The organism is Nocardia sp. NPDC003183 (assembly GCF_053590715.1).
Genome location: NZ_JBSFTG010000016.1, coordinates 24159 through 38582, shown reverse-complemented (window position 1 = coordinate 38582; position 14424 = coordinate 24159). Strand labels below are relative to the sequence as shown.

At 67.4% G+C, this 14424-nt stretch carries 13 protein-coding genes; 5 read left to right on the top strand and 8 right to left on the bottom strand.

Annotated features, from left to right (window positions below):
- The first annotated feature begins 34 nt into the window (after positions 1 to 34).
- Positions 35 to 2326 carry a HelD family protein gene (locus ACWDXS_RS30295; RefSeq protein WP_449970935.1) on the top strand — a complete coding sequence of 764 codons (2292 nt, stop codon included), beginning with the start codon at positions 35 to 37 and terminating at the stop codon, positions 2324 to 2326.
- Between the two features lie 51 nt (positions 2327 to 2377).
- Here ACWDXS_RS30295 and ACWDXS_RS30290 read toward each other — a convergent pair whose 3' ends face one another.
- From ACWDXS_RS30290 to ACWDXS_RS30280, 3 genes are all read right to left on the bottom strand, one after another.
- The gene (locus tag ACWDXS_RS30290) at positions 2378 to 2830 is read right to left on the bottom strand and encodes a universal stress protein (RefSeq protein WP_378661184.1); all 453 of its coding nucleotides are present in this window, start codon (positions 2828 to 2830) and stop codon (positions 2378 to 2380) included.
- 268 nt (positions 2831 to 3098) lie between these two features.
- Entirely contained in the window at positions 3099 to 3530 is a 432-nt protein-coding gene (locus ACWDXS_RS30285) for a hypothetical protein (protein ID WP_449970932.1), read from the bottom strand.
- A gap of 131 nt (positions 3531 to 3661) precedes the next feature.
- Complete coding sequence (locus ACWDXS_RS30280; RefSeq protein WP_378994115.1) at positions 3662 to 4504, bottom strand: helix-turn-helix domain-containing protein; 843 nt, start codon at positions 4502 to 4504, stop codon at positions 3662 to 3664.
- Between the two features lie 59 nt (positions 4505 to 4563).
- Here ACWDXS_RS30280 and ACWDXS_RS30275 point away from each other — a divergent pair, with 59 nt between their 5' ends.
- Entirely contained in the window at positions 4564 to 5031 is a 468-nt protein-coding gene (locus tag ACWDXS_RS30275; protein ID WP_449970929.1) for a VOC family protein, read from the top strand.
- Between the two features lie 107 nt (positions 5032 to 5138).
- Here ACWDXS_RS30275 and uvrB read toward each other — a convergent pair whose 3' ends face one another.
- A complete protein-coding gene (gene uvrB, locus ACWDXS_RS30270) occupies positions 5139 to 7316 on the bottom strand; it encodes an excinuclease ABC subunit UvrB (protein ID WP_378994113.1) in 2178 nt (725 codons plus the stop codon).
- Positions 7317 to 7687: 371 nt separating this feature from the next.
- Between uvrB and ACWDXS_RS30265 the strand changes: the two genes are divergently transcribed.
- Positions 7688 to 8308, top strand: a complete 621-nt coding sequence (locus ACWDXS_RS30265) for a DUF402 domain-containing protein (protein WP_449970926.1) — start codon at positions 7688 to 7690, stop codon at positions 8306 to 8308.
- 46 nt (positions 8309 to 8354) lie between these two features.
- Complete coding sequence (locus tag ACWDXS_RS30260; RefSeq protein ID WP_378994109.1) at positions 8355 to 8906, top strand: DUF402 domain-containing protein; 552 nt, start codon at positions 8355 to 8357, stop codon at positions 8904 to 8906.
- Between the two features lie 29 nt (positions 8907 to 8935).
- Here the strand turns inward: ACWDXS_RS30260 and ACWDXS_RS30255 are convergent, their stop codons facing one another.
- Positions 8936 to 9367: a hypothetical protein gene (locus ACWDXS_RS30255; RefSeq protein WP_378661173.1), complete on the bottom strand. Its 432-nt coding sequence runs from the start codon at positions 9365 to 9367 to the stop codon at positions 8936 to 8938.
- Positions 9368 to 9487: 120 nt separating this feature from the next.
- Positions 9488 to 10690, bottom strand: a complete 1203-nt coding sequence (gene coaE / locus ACWDXS_RS30250; RefSeq protein ID WP_449970921.1) for a dephospho-CoA kinase — start codon at positions 10688 to 10690, stop codon at positions 9488 to 9490.
- Positions 10691 to 10838: 148 nt separating this feature from the next.
- On the opposite strand from coaE, the gene ACWDXS_RS30245 reads away from it, so the two are divergent.
- On the top strand, positions 10839 to 11051 hold the full coding sequence (locus ACWDXS_RS30245) for a hypothetical protein (RefSeq protein WP_387448101.1): 213 nt from the start codon (positions 10839 to 10841) through the stop codon (positions 11049 to 11051).
- Positions 11052 to 11087: 36 nt separating this feature from the next.
- On the opposite strand, the gene ACWDXS_RS30240 is transcribed toward ACWDXS_RS30245, so the two are convergent.
- Both ACWDXS_RS30240 and rpsA read right to left on the bottom strand, forming a co-directional pair.
- Positions 11088 to 12629, bottom strand: coding sequence for a phospholipase C (locus tag ACWDXS_RS30240; RefSeq protein WP_378994102.1), 1542 nt, complete (start codon positions 12627 to 12629; stop codon positions 11088 to 11090).
- Between the two features lie 137 nt (positions 12630 to 12766).
- Entirely contained in the window at positions 12767 to 14245 is a 1479-nt protein-coding gene (gene rpsA, locus ACWDXS_RS30235; protein WP_056824523.1) for a 30S ribosomal protein S1, read from the bottom strand.
- Positions 14246 to 14424 lie beyond the last annotated feature (179 nt).

Below are 14424 nucleotides of genomic sequence, written 5' to 3'. Positions count from 1 at the left end.
TCTGTTCTCAACGCGGTGACAAAGGAGTCCTGTTTTGCCCGACCGCCTCGCCGACGCCTCCCCGGCCGCGCACAACCGCGAGATCGAACAGGAGCAGCAGTACCTCTCGGTGCTCTACGACCGGCTCGACGGCATGCGCGACTACGCGCAGAACCGGCTCAAGACTGTGCTCCTCGAATCCGGTGGCACACCGCAGGCGCGCAGTGAGCGCGAGTCCTTCACCCAGCTCTACAACGAGGACCTGTCCAAATACGACGCCGCCGAGCACGGTCTGTGCTTCGGCCGGATCGATCTGGAAGGCACCGAGGACGCGGCGCGCTACATCGGCAGGCTCGGCATCCTCGACGAGGACAACGACTACGAGCCGCTGCTGCTCGACTGGCGCGCTCCGCTGGCCCGCCCGTTCTACCTGGCCACCACCGCCAATCCCGAGAACGTCACCCGGCGCAGGCACATCCGCTCGCGCAACCGCGCGGTGACCGCGATCAACGACGAGTACCTCGATCTCGATGCCGCCGAGCGCGACGGTGTGGTCGGCACCGACGACGGCGTCGGCGGTGAGAGCGCGCTGCTGTCGGCACTCAACGCCGCCCGCACCGGGCACATGAACGACATCGTCGAGACGATCCAGAGCGAGCAGGACGCGATCATCCGCTCCGAGCACAAGAGCGTGCTCGTGGTGCAGGGTGGGCCGGGCACCGGCAAGACCGCCGTCGCGCTGCATCGCGCGGCCTTCCTGCTCTACACCTATCGGCAGCAGCTGGCCAAGAGCGGCGTGCTGATCATCGGCCCGAACGCCACCTTCCTCGACTACATCGGCCAGGTGCTGCCCTCGCTCGGCGAGACCGGCGTGCTGCTGTCGACCATCGGCGACCTGTACCCGGGGGTGAAGGCGGTGCGCGAGGATTCGCTGCGCGCCGGGGAGATCAAGGGTTCCCTCGACATGCTCGAGGTGCTCAAGCAGGCGGTGCGCGACCGTCAGGAAGTGCCGTCGGAGCCGGTGCGCCTGGCGTTCGACGGCTACCCGGTGACGCTGGACCGCAAGATGGCGACCAGGGCGCGTGGGCGGGCCCGCTCCTCGCGACGCCCGCACAACCTGGCCAGGCCGATCTTCGCGTCGTCGGTGATCGACGCGCTCACCGATCAGCTCGCCGCCACGATGGGCGCCGACCTGTCCGGCGGCACGAGCCTGCTCAGCTCCGCCGACCTCAGCGAGATCGGCGACGAGATGCGCGCCGACCCGCACGTGCAGGCCGCGATCAGCGCGCTGTGGCCGGTGCTCTCGCCCCAGGAAGTGCTGGCCGACCTGCTCGCCGACCCGGCGCGTCTCGACCGCGCCGCCAAGACGTTGAGCCCCGAGGACCGCGCCGAGCTGGTGCGCTCCGACGACGGCACCTTCGGCGCGGCCGACGCCCCGCTGCTCGACGAGCTGGCCGAGCTGCTCGGGGTCGACGACACCGAGGAACGCGAACGCTCGCGTCGCCGGTGGCGAGCCCAGATCGAGGAGGCCCAGGACGCCCTCGACATCCTCACCGGTTCCGCCCCGCAGGACATCGAGGACGAACTCGATCCCGAGATCCTGATGGCCTACGACCTGATCGACGCCTCCCAGCTGGCCCAGCGCCAGGAATTCGGCAACCGCCAGACCACCGCCGAACGCGCCGCGGGCGACCGGACCTGGACCTACGGGCACGTGATCGTCGACGAGGCACAGGAGCTTTCGGAAATGGCGTGGCGCATGGTGATGCGGCGCATCCCGAATCGCTGGATCACCGTCGTCGGCGACGTCGCCCAGACCGGTGATCCGGCCGGCGCGTCGTCCTGGCAGCGGGTGCTGGAACCGTATGTCGCACAGCGCTGGAAGCTCACCGAGCTCACGGTGAACTACCGCACTCCCGCCGAGATCATGGCGGTCGCGGCCGATGTGCTCGCCGAGATCGACCCGGGTACCAAGGTGCCGCGTTCGGTGCGCGAGACCGGCAATCCCCCACGCGCCTACCGGGTGTTGCCCGCCGACGTCGCGGGCGAGGTGGCGCGGTTGCTCGAGGTCGAGCACGGTCCGGGTACCTCCGCGGTCCTCGCTCCCGCGACCCTGGTACCCGAATTATCCTCGCTGGCAGGTGAATCCGTTCAGGTCCTCACCGTGCACGACGCGAAGGGCCTCGAGTTCGACCGGGTGTACCTGGCGGAGCCACAGGCGATCCTGGACGAGTCCCCCCGCGGACTCAACGACCTGTACGTCGCGCTGACCCGCGCGACCCAGCGACTGGCCGTGGTGCACACCGAGGACCTCCCCGAGGTGCTGTCCGCGCTCGAACCGGCCTGAGACACAACGAAGGCCCCTGACCGCAGTCGGTCAGGGGCCTTCCTCGTCGAACTAGCGGACGGTGTGCACGATCAGCACGTCCGAACGGGACTTGCGGGCCACGTCCGAGGGGACAGAGCCGAGCAGGCGACCGGTGAGGGTGTTGAGGCCTCGGTTGCCGACGACGAGCAGGTCGGCGTCCACTTCGTTGACGAGGTCGAGCAGCGAATCGACCGGCTCGCCGACGATCGCGCGGTCGACGATGTTCTTCGCACCGGCGGCCAGCGCCTTCTCCCGGGCGACGTGCAGGATCTCGTTGGTCGGGGCCGAGCCACGGACCTGGTAGGCCTCGTCCTTGAGCACATCGGCGGCAGCGGCGACGTCGCGGTCGTCGGTCGGGAAGTAGGCGCAGGCCAGCACGAGAGTTGCCTCAGCGTCCCCGGCGAGCGCCGCGGCCTTCTCCACCGCCACGTACGACGAATCCGAGCCATCAGTACCGACGACAATGGTCCGGTAGGCGGTCATCTCTCCTCCAACTTGGTCGGTGCCAGCACCGAACCACTCGGGAATCGAGCGTCAGCGCGGCAATTGGCTCGACCCTAACGCCAAATCAGGCCGATTTATCAGAAATCGCAACAGATCACACCGGGAGTGTTGGCGCCCCTGCCCGATGTCACGGTGGCCTTCGCAACAATCGAGAAGATTCACCTGCGGCAACAAGACCGCAGTTCGAAGAAATTGTGGCCTATCACAACACGATCAACGACGTAGTGCGGCTGGGACTTTGATCACATCAACCGGAGAAACTGGGGAACCCGCAGGCCGCGCTTCCGGTGCCGGTATTCGCCGCCACGGTCACCGTGGCGGGGGTGATCCACCAGCTGTTGAGATAGCTGTCGACTTTCGCCGTCAACTGGTGCGAGCCGGCGGCGGCGGGACGCCAGGAGGTCTTGGTCTCGCCGATCGCCGGGATCGCGACCGTGTCGATCACGTCACCGTTGTCGTAGAAGGTCACCGGTGCGCCGGCGTGGCCCGAGCTGTAGCCGACGACGTTGACCGCGACCACCGTGTAGGAACAGCCGACCTTCGGATCGGCACTCGATACGCTGACCCGCTGGCCATCCGAGATGTCCGCGTGCGCGCCCGGCGCGAGTAGAGCCGTGGCGGCCAGCGCGGTCGCGAGGGCGGCGCCGAGACAAGCGGTCCGATCGAATGATGTTGTCACTGTTGATGTCCTGACTTCTCCACGCAGCAACGGCCGCTGCGAATGCGGTGACACTATCGACGAACACCGCTGTTCCAAGGTGGAACGCCAATATTTCAGACCCCCTACTTCTCGGGTCTGGACGCACCCGGTCAGCGCGCCGTGGGGACAGCGCTCACCGCCTGTGCGCTGCGCGCGTATTCCGTCGGCGACATCCCGATCTCGGCGGTGAATTCACGGCTGAAATGCGCCTGGTCGAAATAGCCGAGCTGGGCCGCGAGTACCGCGAGATCAGGGCGGCCGTGCGCGAGCAGATCGGCGGCGTCCTGCAATCTGAACCGGCACAGCACCCACTTCGGGCCTGCCCCGACATAGCGGCGGAACAGGCGTTGCAGGGTGCGGATCGGAACGGCGAAACGATCGGTGACCTGGTCGACCCTGGTCAGCTCCGGATCGTTCGCCATGGCGGTGACGATGCGGGTCACCAGCGCGTAGTGCGGATCGTCGGTGCGACCACGGCCCGCGAAGAACTCCTCGACGATGTCGCGGCGGCGCTCGTCGGACTGTTCGGCCAGCACTCGGTCGGCCAGGCCCGCGGCCTCGGGCAACACCGCGCACAGCGGGGCCGAATCATCGCGCAGCGCGCCGACATCCATGCCGGTGAAGGCACCGAATCCGCCGGGGGCGAACCGGATGCCGAAGGTCTCGCCTTCCCCGGCGAGCTCGCGCACGTACTTCGTCGTGCACACCCCGGTGACGAAGCCGCCGGTGCGGATGGTGCTGCGTTCGAAGGTGACGTTCACACACGGGAACGACAGCACCTGCGCCGAATAGCTGGGCCGGCCGCGCAGATCCCACCGCACCACCCAGTACCGGTCCGCGAACTCGGCCAGCGCGGGCCCGACCCCCAGCCGGTTCAGCGACCGGTGTCTCGCCTGCTCCTCCGGGTGCAGGATTCCTTTCACATCACCGGGATCCGGCGCCGCCGTCATCATCGGCCGATCTGTCGCGTTCTTACAAGACGGGCCGTCGGCCGCGGAGCAGGATCGTATCCATGACCAATCCCGTTGCGCCCATTCCGGAGGGCTACCACTCCATCACCTGTTTCCTGGCCGTGCCGGACGGAAACGCGGCCATCGACTTCTACACCGCGGTCTTCGAGGCGAAGGTGCTCAGCCGCGCCGATCTGCCCGACGGCCAGCCCGCGCACGCCGAACTGCTCATCGGGGATTCCACCCTGCAGCTCGGAATGCCCGTCCCCGACAACAATGTTCGCGCCCCCGAGGACTGGGTGCACACCTCGGTGGTGCACTACTGCCCCGACGTGGACGCGGTGATCGCCCGCGCGCTCGCCCACGGTGCCCGCAGCGCCGAGGAACCGCAGACCTTCGTCACCGGAGATCGCTTCGGCGTGGTGATCGACCCCTTCGGCCACCGCTGGGCGGTGATCACCCGCGTCGAGGACGTCTCGAAGGAGGAGGCCGACCGCCGCGTCGCCGCGTGGATGGCCGAGCAGGCGTAGCGCCCCGCCGGGCCGGGTCCGCAGCGGCCTCGCCTCCGAGCAGCACCCGCGCGATCGGTCGCGCGACTCGGGGGCGGGGTCGCCCGGGGACCGTGGCGCCGGCATGGTCAAGAAATCCCCGCGGCGTCCATCCCGCGCAGCTCCTTCTTCAGGTCGGCGATCTCGTCACGCAACCGGCCCGCCAGCTCGAACTGCAATTCGCGGGCCGCGTTCATCATCTGCGCGGTGAGTTCGGTGACCAGGGCGGCCAATTCGGCACGTGGCATCGACTTCACATCGCGTTCGGCGTAGATACCCGAGCTGGCCCGGCCCGGTTCGCCCTGGGCGCGCCTGCCGCGGCTGGCATTGCGGCCCGATCCGCCGACGGCCACCTCGTCCTCGGCCTCGGTATACACCTGATCCAGGATGTCGGCGATCTTCTTGCGCAGCGGCTGCGGGTCGAGGCCGTTCTCGGTGTTGTAGGCGATCTGCTTGGCACGGCGACGGTCGGTCTCCTCGATGGCGTGCTGCATCGAGTCGGTGATCTTGTCCGCGTACATGTGCACTTCGCCGGACACGTTGCGCGCCGCGCGGCCGATGGTCTGGATGAGGCTGGTGCTCGACCGCAGGAAGCCTTCCTTGTCGGCGTCGAGGATCGCGACCAGCGACACCTCGGGCAGGTCGAGGCCCTCACGCAGCAGGTTGATGCCGACGAGCACGTCGTATTCGCCCAGGCGTAGCTGCCGGAGCAGTTCGACGCGCCGCAGCGTGTCGATCTCGGAGTGCAGGTAGCGGACCTTCACACCGAGGCCGAGCAGGTAGTCGGTGAGGTCTTCGGACATCTTCTTGGTGAGTGTGGTGACCAGAACCCGCTCGTCGCGCTCCGACCGCTCACGGATCTCGTGCACCAGGTCGTCGATCTGCCCCTTGGTGGGCTTGACCACGACCTTCGGATCGACCAGGCCGGTCGGGCGGATGACCTGCTCGACCACCTCACCGCCGACCTGACCCAGCTCGTAGTTGCCCGGTGTCGCCGACAGATACACCGCCTGGCCGATCCGACCGGCGAACTCCTCCCAGGTCAGCGGCCGGTTGTCGACCGCCGACGGCAACCGGAAACCGAAATCGACGAGGTTGCGCTTACGCGACATGTCACCTTCGAACATGCCGCCGATCTGCGGCACCGTGACGTGCGATTCGTCGATCACGAGCAGGAAGTCGTCGGGGAAGTAGTCGAGCAGCGTCGCAGGCGCCGAACCCGCCGGGCGCCCGTCGATGTGGCGCGAGTAGTTCTCGATGCCCGAGCAGAAGCCGACCTGACGGATCATCTCCAGGTCGTATTCGGTGCGCATGCGCAACCGCTGAGCCTCGAGCAATTTGCCCTGACGTTCCAATTCCTCGAGCCGCGCGGCCAATTCGGCCTCGATGTCGCCGACCGCGCGCTCCATCCGCTCCGGACCGGCCACGTAGTGGGTGGCCGGGAAGATGCGCGCCGAATCGACCTGGCGCACCACGTCACCGGTGAGCGGGTGCAGGTAGTAGAGCGCCTCGATCTCGTCACCGAAGAACTCGATGCGGATCGCCAGCTCCTCATAGGACGGGATGATCTCCACGGTGTCGCCGCGCACCCGGAAGGAACCCCGGGTGAACGACATGTCATTGCGGGTGTACTGCACGTCGACGAGCAGCCGCAGCAACGCGTCGCGGTCGATCTCGCCGCCGACCTCGAGCTGCACCGACCGGTCCAGATACGACTGCGGGGTGCCGAGACCGTAGATGCACGACACCGAGGCGACCACCACGACATCGCGACGCGAGAGCAGACTCGAGGTCGCCGAGTGCCGCAGCCGCTCGACGTCGTCGTTGATCGAGCTGTCCTTCTCGATGTAGGTATCGGTCTGGGCGATGTACGCCTCGGGTTGGTAGTAGTCGTAGTACGAGACGAAGTACTCGACCGCGTTGTTGGGCAGCATCTCGCGCAGCTCGTTGGCCAGCTGCGCGGCCAGGGTCTTGTTCGGTGCCATCACCAGCGTGGGGCGCTGCAACTTCTCGATCAGCCAGGCGGTGGTCGCCGATTTACCGGTACCGGTGGCGCCGAGCAGGACGACGTCCTTCTCCCCCGCGTTCACCCGGCGCTCGAGCTCGGCGATGGCCGCGGGCTGGTCGCCGGCGGGCGAGTACTCGCTGACCACCTCGAATCGAGCGCCCGAGCGCTCGATCGTGCCGACGGGGCGGTGTTCGGAATGGGCGATCGGGTGACCCCGCTCTTCGTACCCTTCCGTCGGGATCTCGGTTGCGAATGCCATGGATCCAGCTTAGGCGCGACCACTGACACGTTTGCGCTCCAGCGAGCCGCCGCCCGTCCGCCACACCCCGCGCCGCGCCGAGCGCCGCCGGTCGGGTCGTGGTCGTTCTGGTGAACTTCTGCTCATCGATGCCGTCGCGGCACTGCGCGACTGTGACAACAGCCACCGGCAAGCAAACCGTCGGCGACCCCCATTTCGCCTGGTCGGGGGGACCGCCCACGAACGCGGCGAATGCCCGGCACTTCGCGCGATGTCCGAAAAGTCCCTTGCGCCAATGATATTCGACGATCGAGGCGCCGAATCGACCACGCCACAACTCCCGATGCGGGCGTACCCTGAGTTGATCATCGGACGTGGTGAAGGACAAGGCCATGAGCGTTCTACTTCCCCTGCTCGTCGCGGCTCCCGCGGTAACCGGATTCGCCGGCTATTTCGCCAGAGAGATACGCGGCCCGCTAACACCGACCACCGTCTCCACGACCGTCGCCCCCTCTGCCAGACCCCGGGTCGAATACTTCGACCTGGCCGAGCTGACCAGCACCGACACCAAGGGCTACATCCGCCCGGTCGACCGGTACGAAGTGCAGCCGTGGGGCATCTACCTGGCCCGCATCCTCGACCGGCCGCACGGTCGCTACGAGGAGTCGTGGATGCTGCCCGGCCAGGCCATTCGCGCCACCATCAGCCACGACCGGCCCGGCCATCACCGCAGCCACGACTACGTGCTCGACATCATCGAGTGCGTCCAGGTCGGGCCGAAACGGTGGCGGGCCACCGACTACTTCCTCGACATCGCGGTGCGGCGCGGCCGGTCCTCGACGCTGTCCGGGTCCAGCGAACTGCTCGCCGCGCACGCCGCGGGCCATGTCGGCACCGAGCCCGCCGACCGGGCATTCGAGCGTGCCGCGCACGTGCTCGACGGGCTGGCGGCCAACGACCACGATGTCGAACAATGGTTGCGGTCGCAGGAGATCACCCTGACCTGGATGTGACCGGCGACCGGGCGCGGGTCGGCACGCGCCGGTAGATTCTGCGCTCATGACGCAGGCATCCACCGTGCACGTGCATCCACCCAAGGTCGAGTACTTCGACGTCGCGGCCGGAACGAACACCGATCCCAAAGGTTTCGTCCGGCCGGTGGAGATCTATCGGGTGGAACCGTGGGGCCTGTACATGGGTCGCCACTCCGATCACGCGCACTTCCACTACCTGGAATCGTGGGTGCTGCCGGAGTTGTCGCTGCGGGCGTCGAAGCTGCACTACAACCCCGGCGTCGAGCAGTGGCAGGACATCTATGTCGATGTGGGCGCGTTCACCAGGGAGTCGCCGACACTGTGGCGCTCGGTCGACCACTACCTCGACGTACTGGTCCGCACTCGGCGTGATGTCCGGCTCGTCGACGTCGACGAGCTGCTGGCCGCGCACACCGACGGCCTGCTGGACGCCGCGCAGTGTCAGGCGGCGATCGAACACGCCACCGCGGCGATCGACGGGATCGCCGCGCACGGCTATTCACTCGAGGAGTGGCTGAGCACCTTCGGGATGACGCTGACCTGGCGCCGAAACGACGAACCGCCCGGACCTCGGTAGGCGGGTCCGGGCGGTGCGGGGAGTCGGTATCAGCCGGCCGACAGGCTCGGGAACAGATCCGCGAGGCCACCGCCGCACGACGCGCTTCCGGTGCTGCCCGCCGCACCCACGGTGACGGTGATCGAGTCGCTGATCAGCAGCTGACGCGCTTCGAGCTTGTGCTGGCCCGCCGTGGTCGGCTTCCAGGTGATGCTCACGGTGCCCGAGAGCAGCGACGGCGACACCGGGCTGCCCGGAATATCCACGCCGTTGTCGGTGAACTTCACCGAGGTCAGCCGGTCGACCTCGACGCTGGCGGTCAACTTGTAGCTGCAACCGACCTTGTGGTCGGTTCCGGCCACGCCGAGATTGCCGACCCAGGCCGAGGCCTGCGGAGCGGCCAGCACGAGGCTGGCGGCGACGGCGCCGAGTGCGGTGATGCCGAAGCCCGCACGGCCGAACTGACGGTGATGTGTTGTCATACGCGCTACAACTTCCCTGTGAATCGAGTCACCCTGTAGTGACTTCGCACAATTTACACAGCGCGCGACAGCGTGCGGACAGTTTCCGAAACATTGACGTTTAACAGATTGGTACGCGGTTCACGCGCGGGCGGTGGCCCACTCGGTGACCACCGGATAGACCGCGTCGAACCACGGTTCCTTCACCACGTAGTAGGCGTCACCGGCTGCGTCGTCGGTCAGATCCGCCGCCGCGAGCTCGGCTCCGCGCTTGACCGCCAGGTACTCCGACCGCGCGCTCTCGTTCGCGCGCAACCAGTCACGCAGATCGAGCGCGAACCGCTGGCCGAGCGAATCCCGCACGCGCAGATGGATATTGGCCGGCCTTCCCGGATCGGCGTTGCCGTGCAGACGCTTTCCCCACCGGGCGAGGTCGGTCCCCTCGGGATCGCCGTGACTCGGTTTCGGATTGTCGTGCGTCACCTGGGGAGCGAGCGGGAACCCGGCGGCCGTCAAGGCATCCGTCAGCGATTCGGCCGTGGCCATGTCGGCCACCGTCACCTGGATGTCGATGATGTCCTTGGCGGGGAGCCCGTGCACCGCGGTGGATCCGACGTGATCGATGCGCACCGCCGACGCACCGCAGGCCAGGTGCAGCCGGGCGATGATCCTGCGCGCCTGCATATCCCATTCCGGGTCGGTGACGAGAACGTAGCCGGCTCGCGCCCGGACGCCCTCGCGCTGATTGCGCTCGAACGGCACCAGCCGTCGCGTCCACAGGTCACGGACCCGCGCCTCGACCACCTCCGGCGCACCGTTGTTGTCGAGCCACACATCGGCGACCGCGCGGCGCTGGTCGTCGGTGGCCTGGGCCGCGATCCTGACTCGCGCGTCGGCTTCGGCCACGCCGCGATGTTCGACCAGCCTGCGCAGCCTGGTCTCCTCCTCGGCCCCCACCACCACGACGAGCTGCATCAGCGGTGCGAGCCCATTCTCGACCAGGAGCGGAATATCCTGCACCACAACGGCATCGGTGGCCGCCTCGCCGATCAGATCCGCGGTGCGGGCGCCGACCAGCGGATGGGTGATGGCGTTGAGCTTGCCCCGCGACACATCGTCGGCGAAGGCGACCGCGGCCAGCGCGGGCCGGTCCAGGCTGCCGTCGGGGCTCAGAATGCCCTCGCCGAACTCCTCGACCAGCGCGGCCAGACCCGGTGTCCCGGGGGCGACGACCTCGCGGGCGATCGCATCGGAGTCGATGAGCACCGCCCCGAGTTCGACCAGCGTCCGCGCCACTGTGGATTTACCCGCTCCCATGCCTCCGGTGAGGCCGATCCGCAACATGGGCCCAGTCTCGCATCCCCGCCGCCGCGCCGTGGCACCTGCTCCGACACGCCCATGCCCGGAGCGGCGGAAGATCCCGGGCCGGGCGCGTCGCGTGGATTAATCTTCCGCGCAGGCGAGAAGGCCGCACGACTACCGGAGGATGATCATGAGTACCAGGAACCACCGGGCGGCTCGCCACCGCCTCGGTATGCCGGGCGGTGTGCACTGCATCGAATTCCCGGCTGTCGCAGCGACTCTCGCCGAGTACCGGCGCTCCTGGTTCAGTACCCTGCTCTCCCCCGCCAGACACAGCTTCGCCGCGATGCGCAAACGCCCGAGCATGGCCACCGGATACTGGTCGCCCGCCGCCGCGAGCTGACAGTGGGCCCGGCGCGATGCCGAGCCCACCCCCGGCTCAGACGCCGACGAGACCGCTCGGCGCGCGCCGCGCGCCCGGCTGCTGCGCCGGCATCGCATTCGGCGGCACCGGGTACGGCACACCCTGTCCGAGAGTGCCCGCCGCGATATTCGGACCGCACTGCGCGATCGCCGCGTCGGCCTTGGGGCGAGGGTCGGGCAGCACCGGTTTCGCGGCATCAGGCGCCGCGGCAAAGTCGAACGTGGACGTCATATCGCCGGTGACGCTGCGTCGCCACGCGGTCAGATTCGGCACATCGACACCGAATCTGGTTTCCAGCAACCGCAATTGGGACGTGTGGTCGAAGGTCTGCGAGGCGACCAACCCACCGCGGCTGTACGGCGAGATCACCATGCACGGCACCCGGTAACCCAGTCCGATCGGGCCGGTGATCCCGCCCGCGGCGGGCACCCGATCCAGTGGCACCGTCAGGAATTCGCCCGCGGTGCCGGGCGGCGGGGTCGGCGGCGTGACGTGGTCGAAGAAGCCGCCGTTCTCGTCGTAGCTGATGATCAGCGCCGTCTTCTCCCACACCGCCGGATTCGAGGTGAGGATATCGAGGAGCTGCACTATGCCGAGCGCACCGAAAGCCGCCGGCAGCGCGGGGTGTTCGCAGTGCAGCAGCGACGGCACCACCCAGGACACCGCGGGCAACGTGTTGTTGGCGACGTCGGCCTGGAAGTCGTTCGGGTAGGTCGGTGCGATACCGCGTCGCGCCAGTTCGGAATTCGGGTCGGCGGCCTGGGTGAAGCAGCCCATCATGCCGTCCAGGATCATCGACGAGGCCGGGCCGACATCGCGATTGCTGTAGATCTTCCACGGCACCCCGCCCTCGGACAGGTTCTCCGGGTAGGTACGCCAGCTGTAGACGTTCTTCGGAAGCAGGGTCGGCGTCTCCACCAGCGGACCGCCCGCCAGACCGTCGGGGTCGATGCTCGCGCTCATCCAGTACAGCCGATTGGGGTCGGTGGGGCCGAGCACCGAGCAGTGGTAGTTGTCGCACAGCGTGAACGCCTGCGCGAGCTCGGTGTGGATCGGAATGTCTTCCGGCAGGTAGTAACCCATCGCCGCGGGCGCGTTCGCCGGCCCGACCGAGGCCACCGACATCGGCATCCAGCCGTCGTTGCGGCCGTTGTTGAATGCCTTGTGCATGCCCGGCCAGGTGTGGTCGGGGTCGTTGATGCACTCCCCGTCCAGTGTGGCGCCGCGGGTGGTGTCGAGCCGGAACGGTTCGACGAAACCGTCTGCGGTGGGCCCGATTCCGGGCGACCACCCGTACTGACGCCACGACGCGGAGGATTCACCGAACCCACGCACCCCCGACAGGGTGCCGAAATAGTGGTCGAAGGACCGGTTTTCCTGCATGAGCAAGACGAAGTGCTCGATATCGCCGAGCCCGCCCATCCCCACCGGATCGGCGGCGAAAGCTCGGTCGATAATCGGATTCGCCCAGGTGGCAAGCGTTCCCACCGCACCGGCGGCCATCGCTTTCGCGAGGAACTGTCGCCGGTTGAGGCCGGCGAAGGGACCAGAACTCATCGGAGTGGAGCACCTTTCCCGTAGGGGATGGAGCAATCGCGCACACGCTACACCCCACCGGAAAAGGCCGAAGGCCCCGGTCCGTATGGACCAGGGCCTTCGGTAGTGCAAAGGGTGATTCAGCCGTTACCGGTGAATCAGGCGTTGCCGCTGAGCTTCTCCCGCAGAGCCGCGAGCTGGGCATCGCTGGCCAGCGAGCCGCCCGTGGACTCGGCCGGACCGGAGGTGGACGCAGCCGCGCTGCCACCGGTCTCGGAGGAGTAGTTGCCCGCGACGGGACCACCAGCGGCGGCCTCGGCGGCAGCGTCGGCTGCCATCTTCTCCATCTGAGCAGTGTGCATCTTGTGGCGACGCTCGGCCTCGGCGTAGCGGCCTTCCCACTCTTCACGCTGCTTGTCGAACCCGTCGAGCCATTCGTTGGTCTCGGGATCGAAGCCCTCGGGGAAGATGTAGTTGCCCGCATCGTCGTAGCTGTCGGCCATGCCGTACTTCGACGGGTCGAACTCGGCGTTGTAGTCCTCGTTCGCCTGCTTCAGCGACAGCGAGATACGACGACGCTCGAGGTCGATGTCGATGACCTTGACCATGGCGTCGTCGCCGACGGCCACAACCTGGTCCGGGACCTCGACGTGGCGCTCGGCCAGCTCGGAGATGTGGACCAGGCCCTCGATGCCCTCTTCGACGCGCACGAAGGCACCGAAGGGAACCAGCTTGGTGACCTTGCCGGGCACGATCTGGCCGATGGCGTGGGTCCGGGCGAACTGACGCCACGGGTCTTCCTGAGTCGCCTTGAGCGACAGGGAGACGCGCTCGCGGTCCAGGTCGACGTCGAGAACCTCGACGGTGACCTCGTTGCCGACCTCGACAACCTCGGACGGGTGGTCGATGTGCTTCCAGGACAGCTCGGAGACGTGCACCAGGCCGTCGACGCCACCCAGGTCCACGAAGGCACCGAAGTTGACGATGGAGGACACGACGCCCTTGCGGACCTGGCCCTTCTGGAGCTGGTGCAGGAATTCGCTGCGGACCTCGGACTGGGTCTGCTCGAGCCAGGCGCGACGCGACAGAACCACGTTGTTGCGGTTCTTGTCGAGCTCGATGATCTTGGCCTCGATCTCCTTGCCGACGTACGGCTGGAGGTCGCGGACACGACGCATCTCGACGAGCGAGGCGGGCAGGAAGCCACGGAGACCGATGTCGAGGATCAGGCCGCCCTTGACGACCTCGATGACGGTGCCCTTGACGGCCTCGTCCTTCTCCTTGAGCTCCTCGATCGTGCCCCACGCGCGCTCGTACTGCGCCCGCTTCTTCGACAGGATCAGGCGGCCTTCCTTGTCCTCCTTCGTGAGGACCAGGGCCTCGACCGCGTCGCCCACGGAAACGACCTCGTTCGGGTCGACGTCGTGCTTGATGGAGAGCTCGCGGGAGGGGATGACGCCTTCGGTCTTGTAACCGATGTCCAGCAGGACCTCGTCACGATCGACCTTGACGATGGTGCCTTCGACGATGTCACCATCGTTGAAGTACTTGATCGTTGCGTCGATGGCGGCCAGGAAATCCTCGGCGGAGCCAATGTCGTTAATGGCTACCTGCGGCGAGGTGACGGTGGTGGGCATATGTGGGTTTGCTCCGGACGGATTGTGGTCGGTTGCGGACATTGGATCTTTCGGTACGCTGCGAGATCACCGCGACGACGCGACGAAGGGATACCGGTAAAGTATCGCACGGACCGTCGCACTTGCCGCTGATCAAATTCAGCGTCCCTCTACAGCGTGCATCAGCCTACGCGACCCGC

Coding starts and splice junctions, on each gene's coding strand:
- ACWDXS_RS30290 (WP_378661184.1), bottom strand. CDS start 2,830: ATGACCGCCTACCGGACCATTGTCGTCGGTACTGATGGCTCGGATTCG.
- ACWDXS_RS30280 (WP_378994115.1), bottom strand. CDS start 4,504: ATGATGACGGCGGCGCCGGATCCCGGTGATGTGAAAGGAATCCTGCAC.
- ACWDXS_RS30275 (WP_449970929.1), top strand. CDS start 4,564: ATGACCAATCCCGTTGCGCCCATTCCGGAGGGCTACCACTCCATCACC.
- uvrB (WP_378994113.1), bottom strand. CDS start 7,316: ATGGCATTCGCAACCGAGATCCCGACGGAAGGGTACGAAGAGCGGGGT.
- ACWDXS_RS30265 (WP_449970926.1), top strand. CDS start 7,688: ATGAGCGTTCTACTTCCCCTGCTCGTCGCGGCTCCCGCGGTAACCGGA.
- ACWDXS_RS30260 (WP_378994109.1), top strand. CDS start 8,355: ATGACGCAGGCATCCACCGTGCACGTGCATCCACCCAAGGTCGAGTAC.
- ACWDXS_RS30255 (WP_378661173.1), bottom strand. CDS start 9,367: ATGACAACACATCACCGTCAGTTCGGCCGTGCGGGCTTCGGCATCACC.
- coaE (WP_449970921.1), bottom strand. CDS start 10,690: ATGTTGCGGATCGGCCTCACCGGAGGCATGGGAGCGGGTAAATCCACA.
- ACWDXS_RS30245 (WP_387448101.1), top strand. CDS start 10,839: ATGAGTACCAGGAACCACCGGGCGGCTCGCCACCGCCTCGGTATGCCG.
- ACWDXS_RS30240 (WP_378994102.1), bottom strand. CDS start 12,629: ATGAGTTCTGGTCCCTTCGCCGGCCTCAACCGGCGACAGTTCCTCGCG.
- rpsA (WP_056824523.1), bottom strand. CDS start 14,245: ATGCCCACCACCGTCACCTCGCCGCAGGTAGCCATTAACGACATTGGC.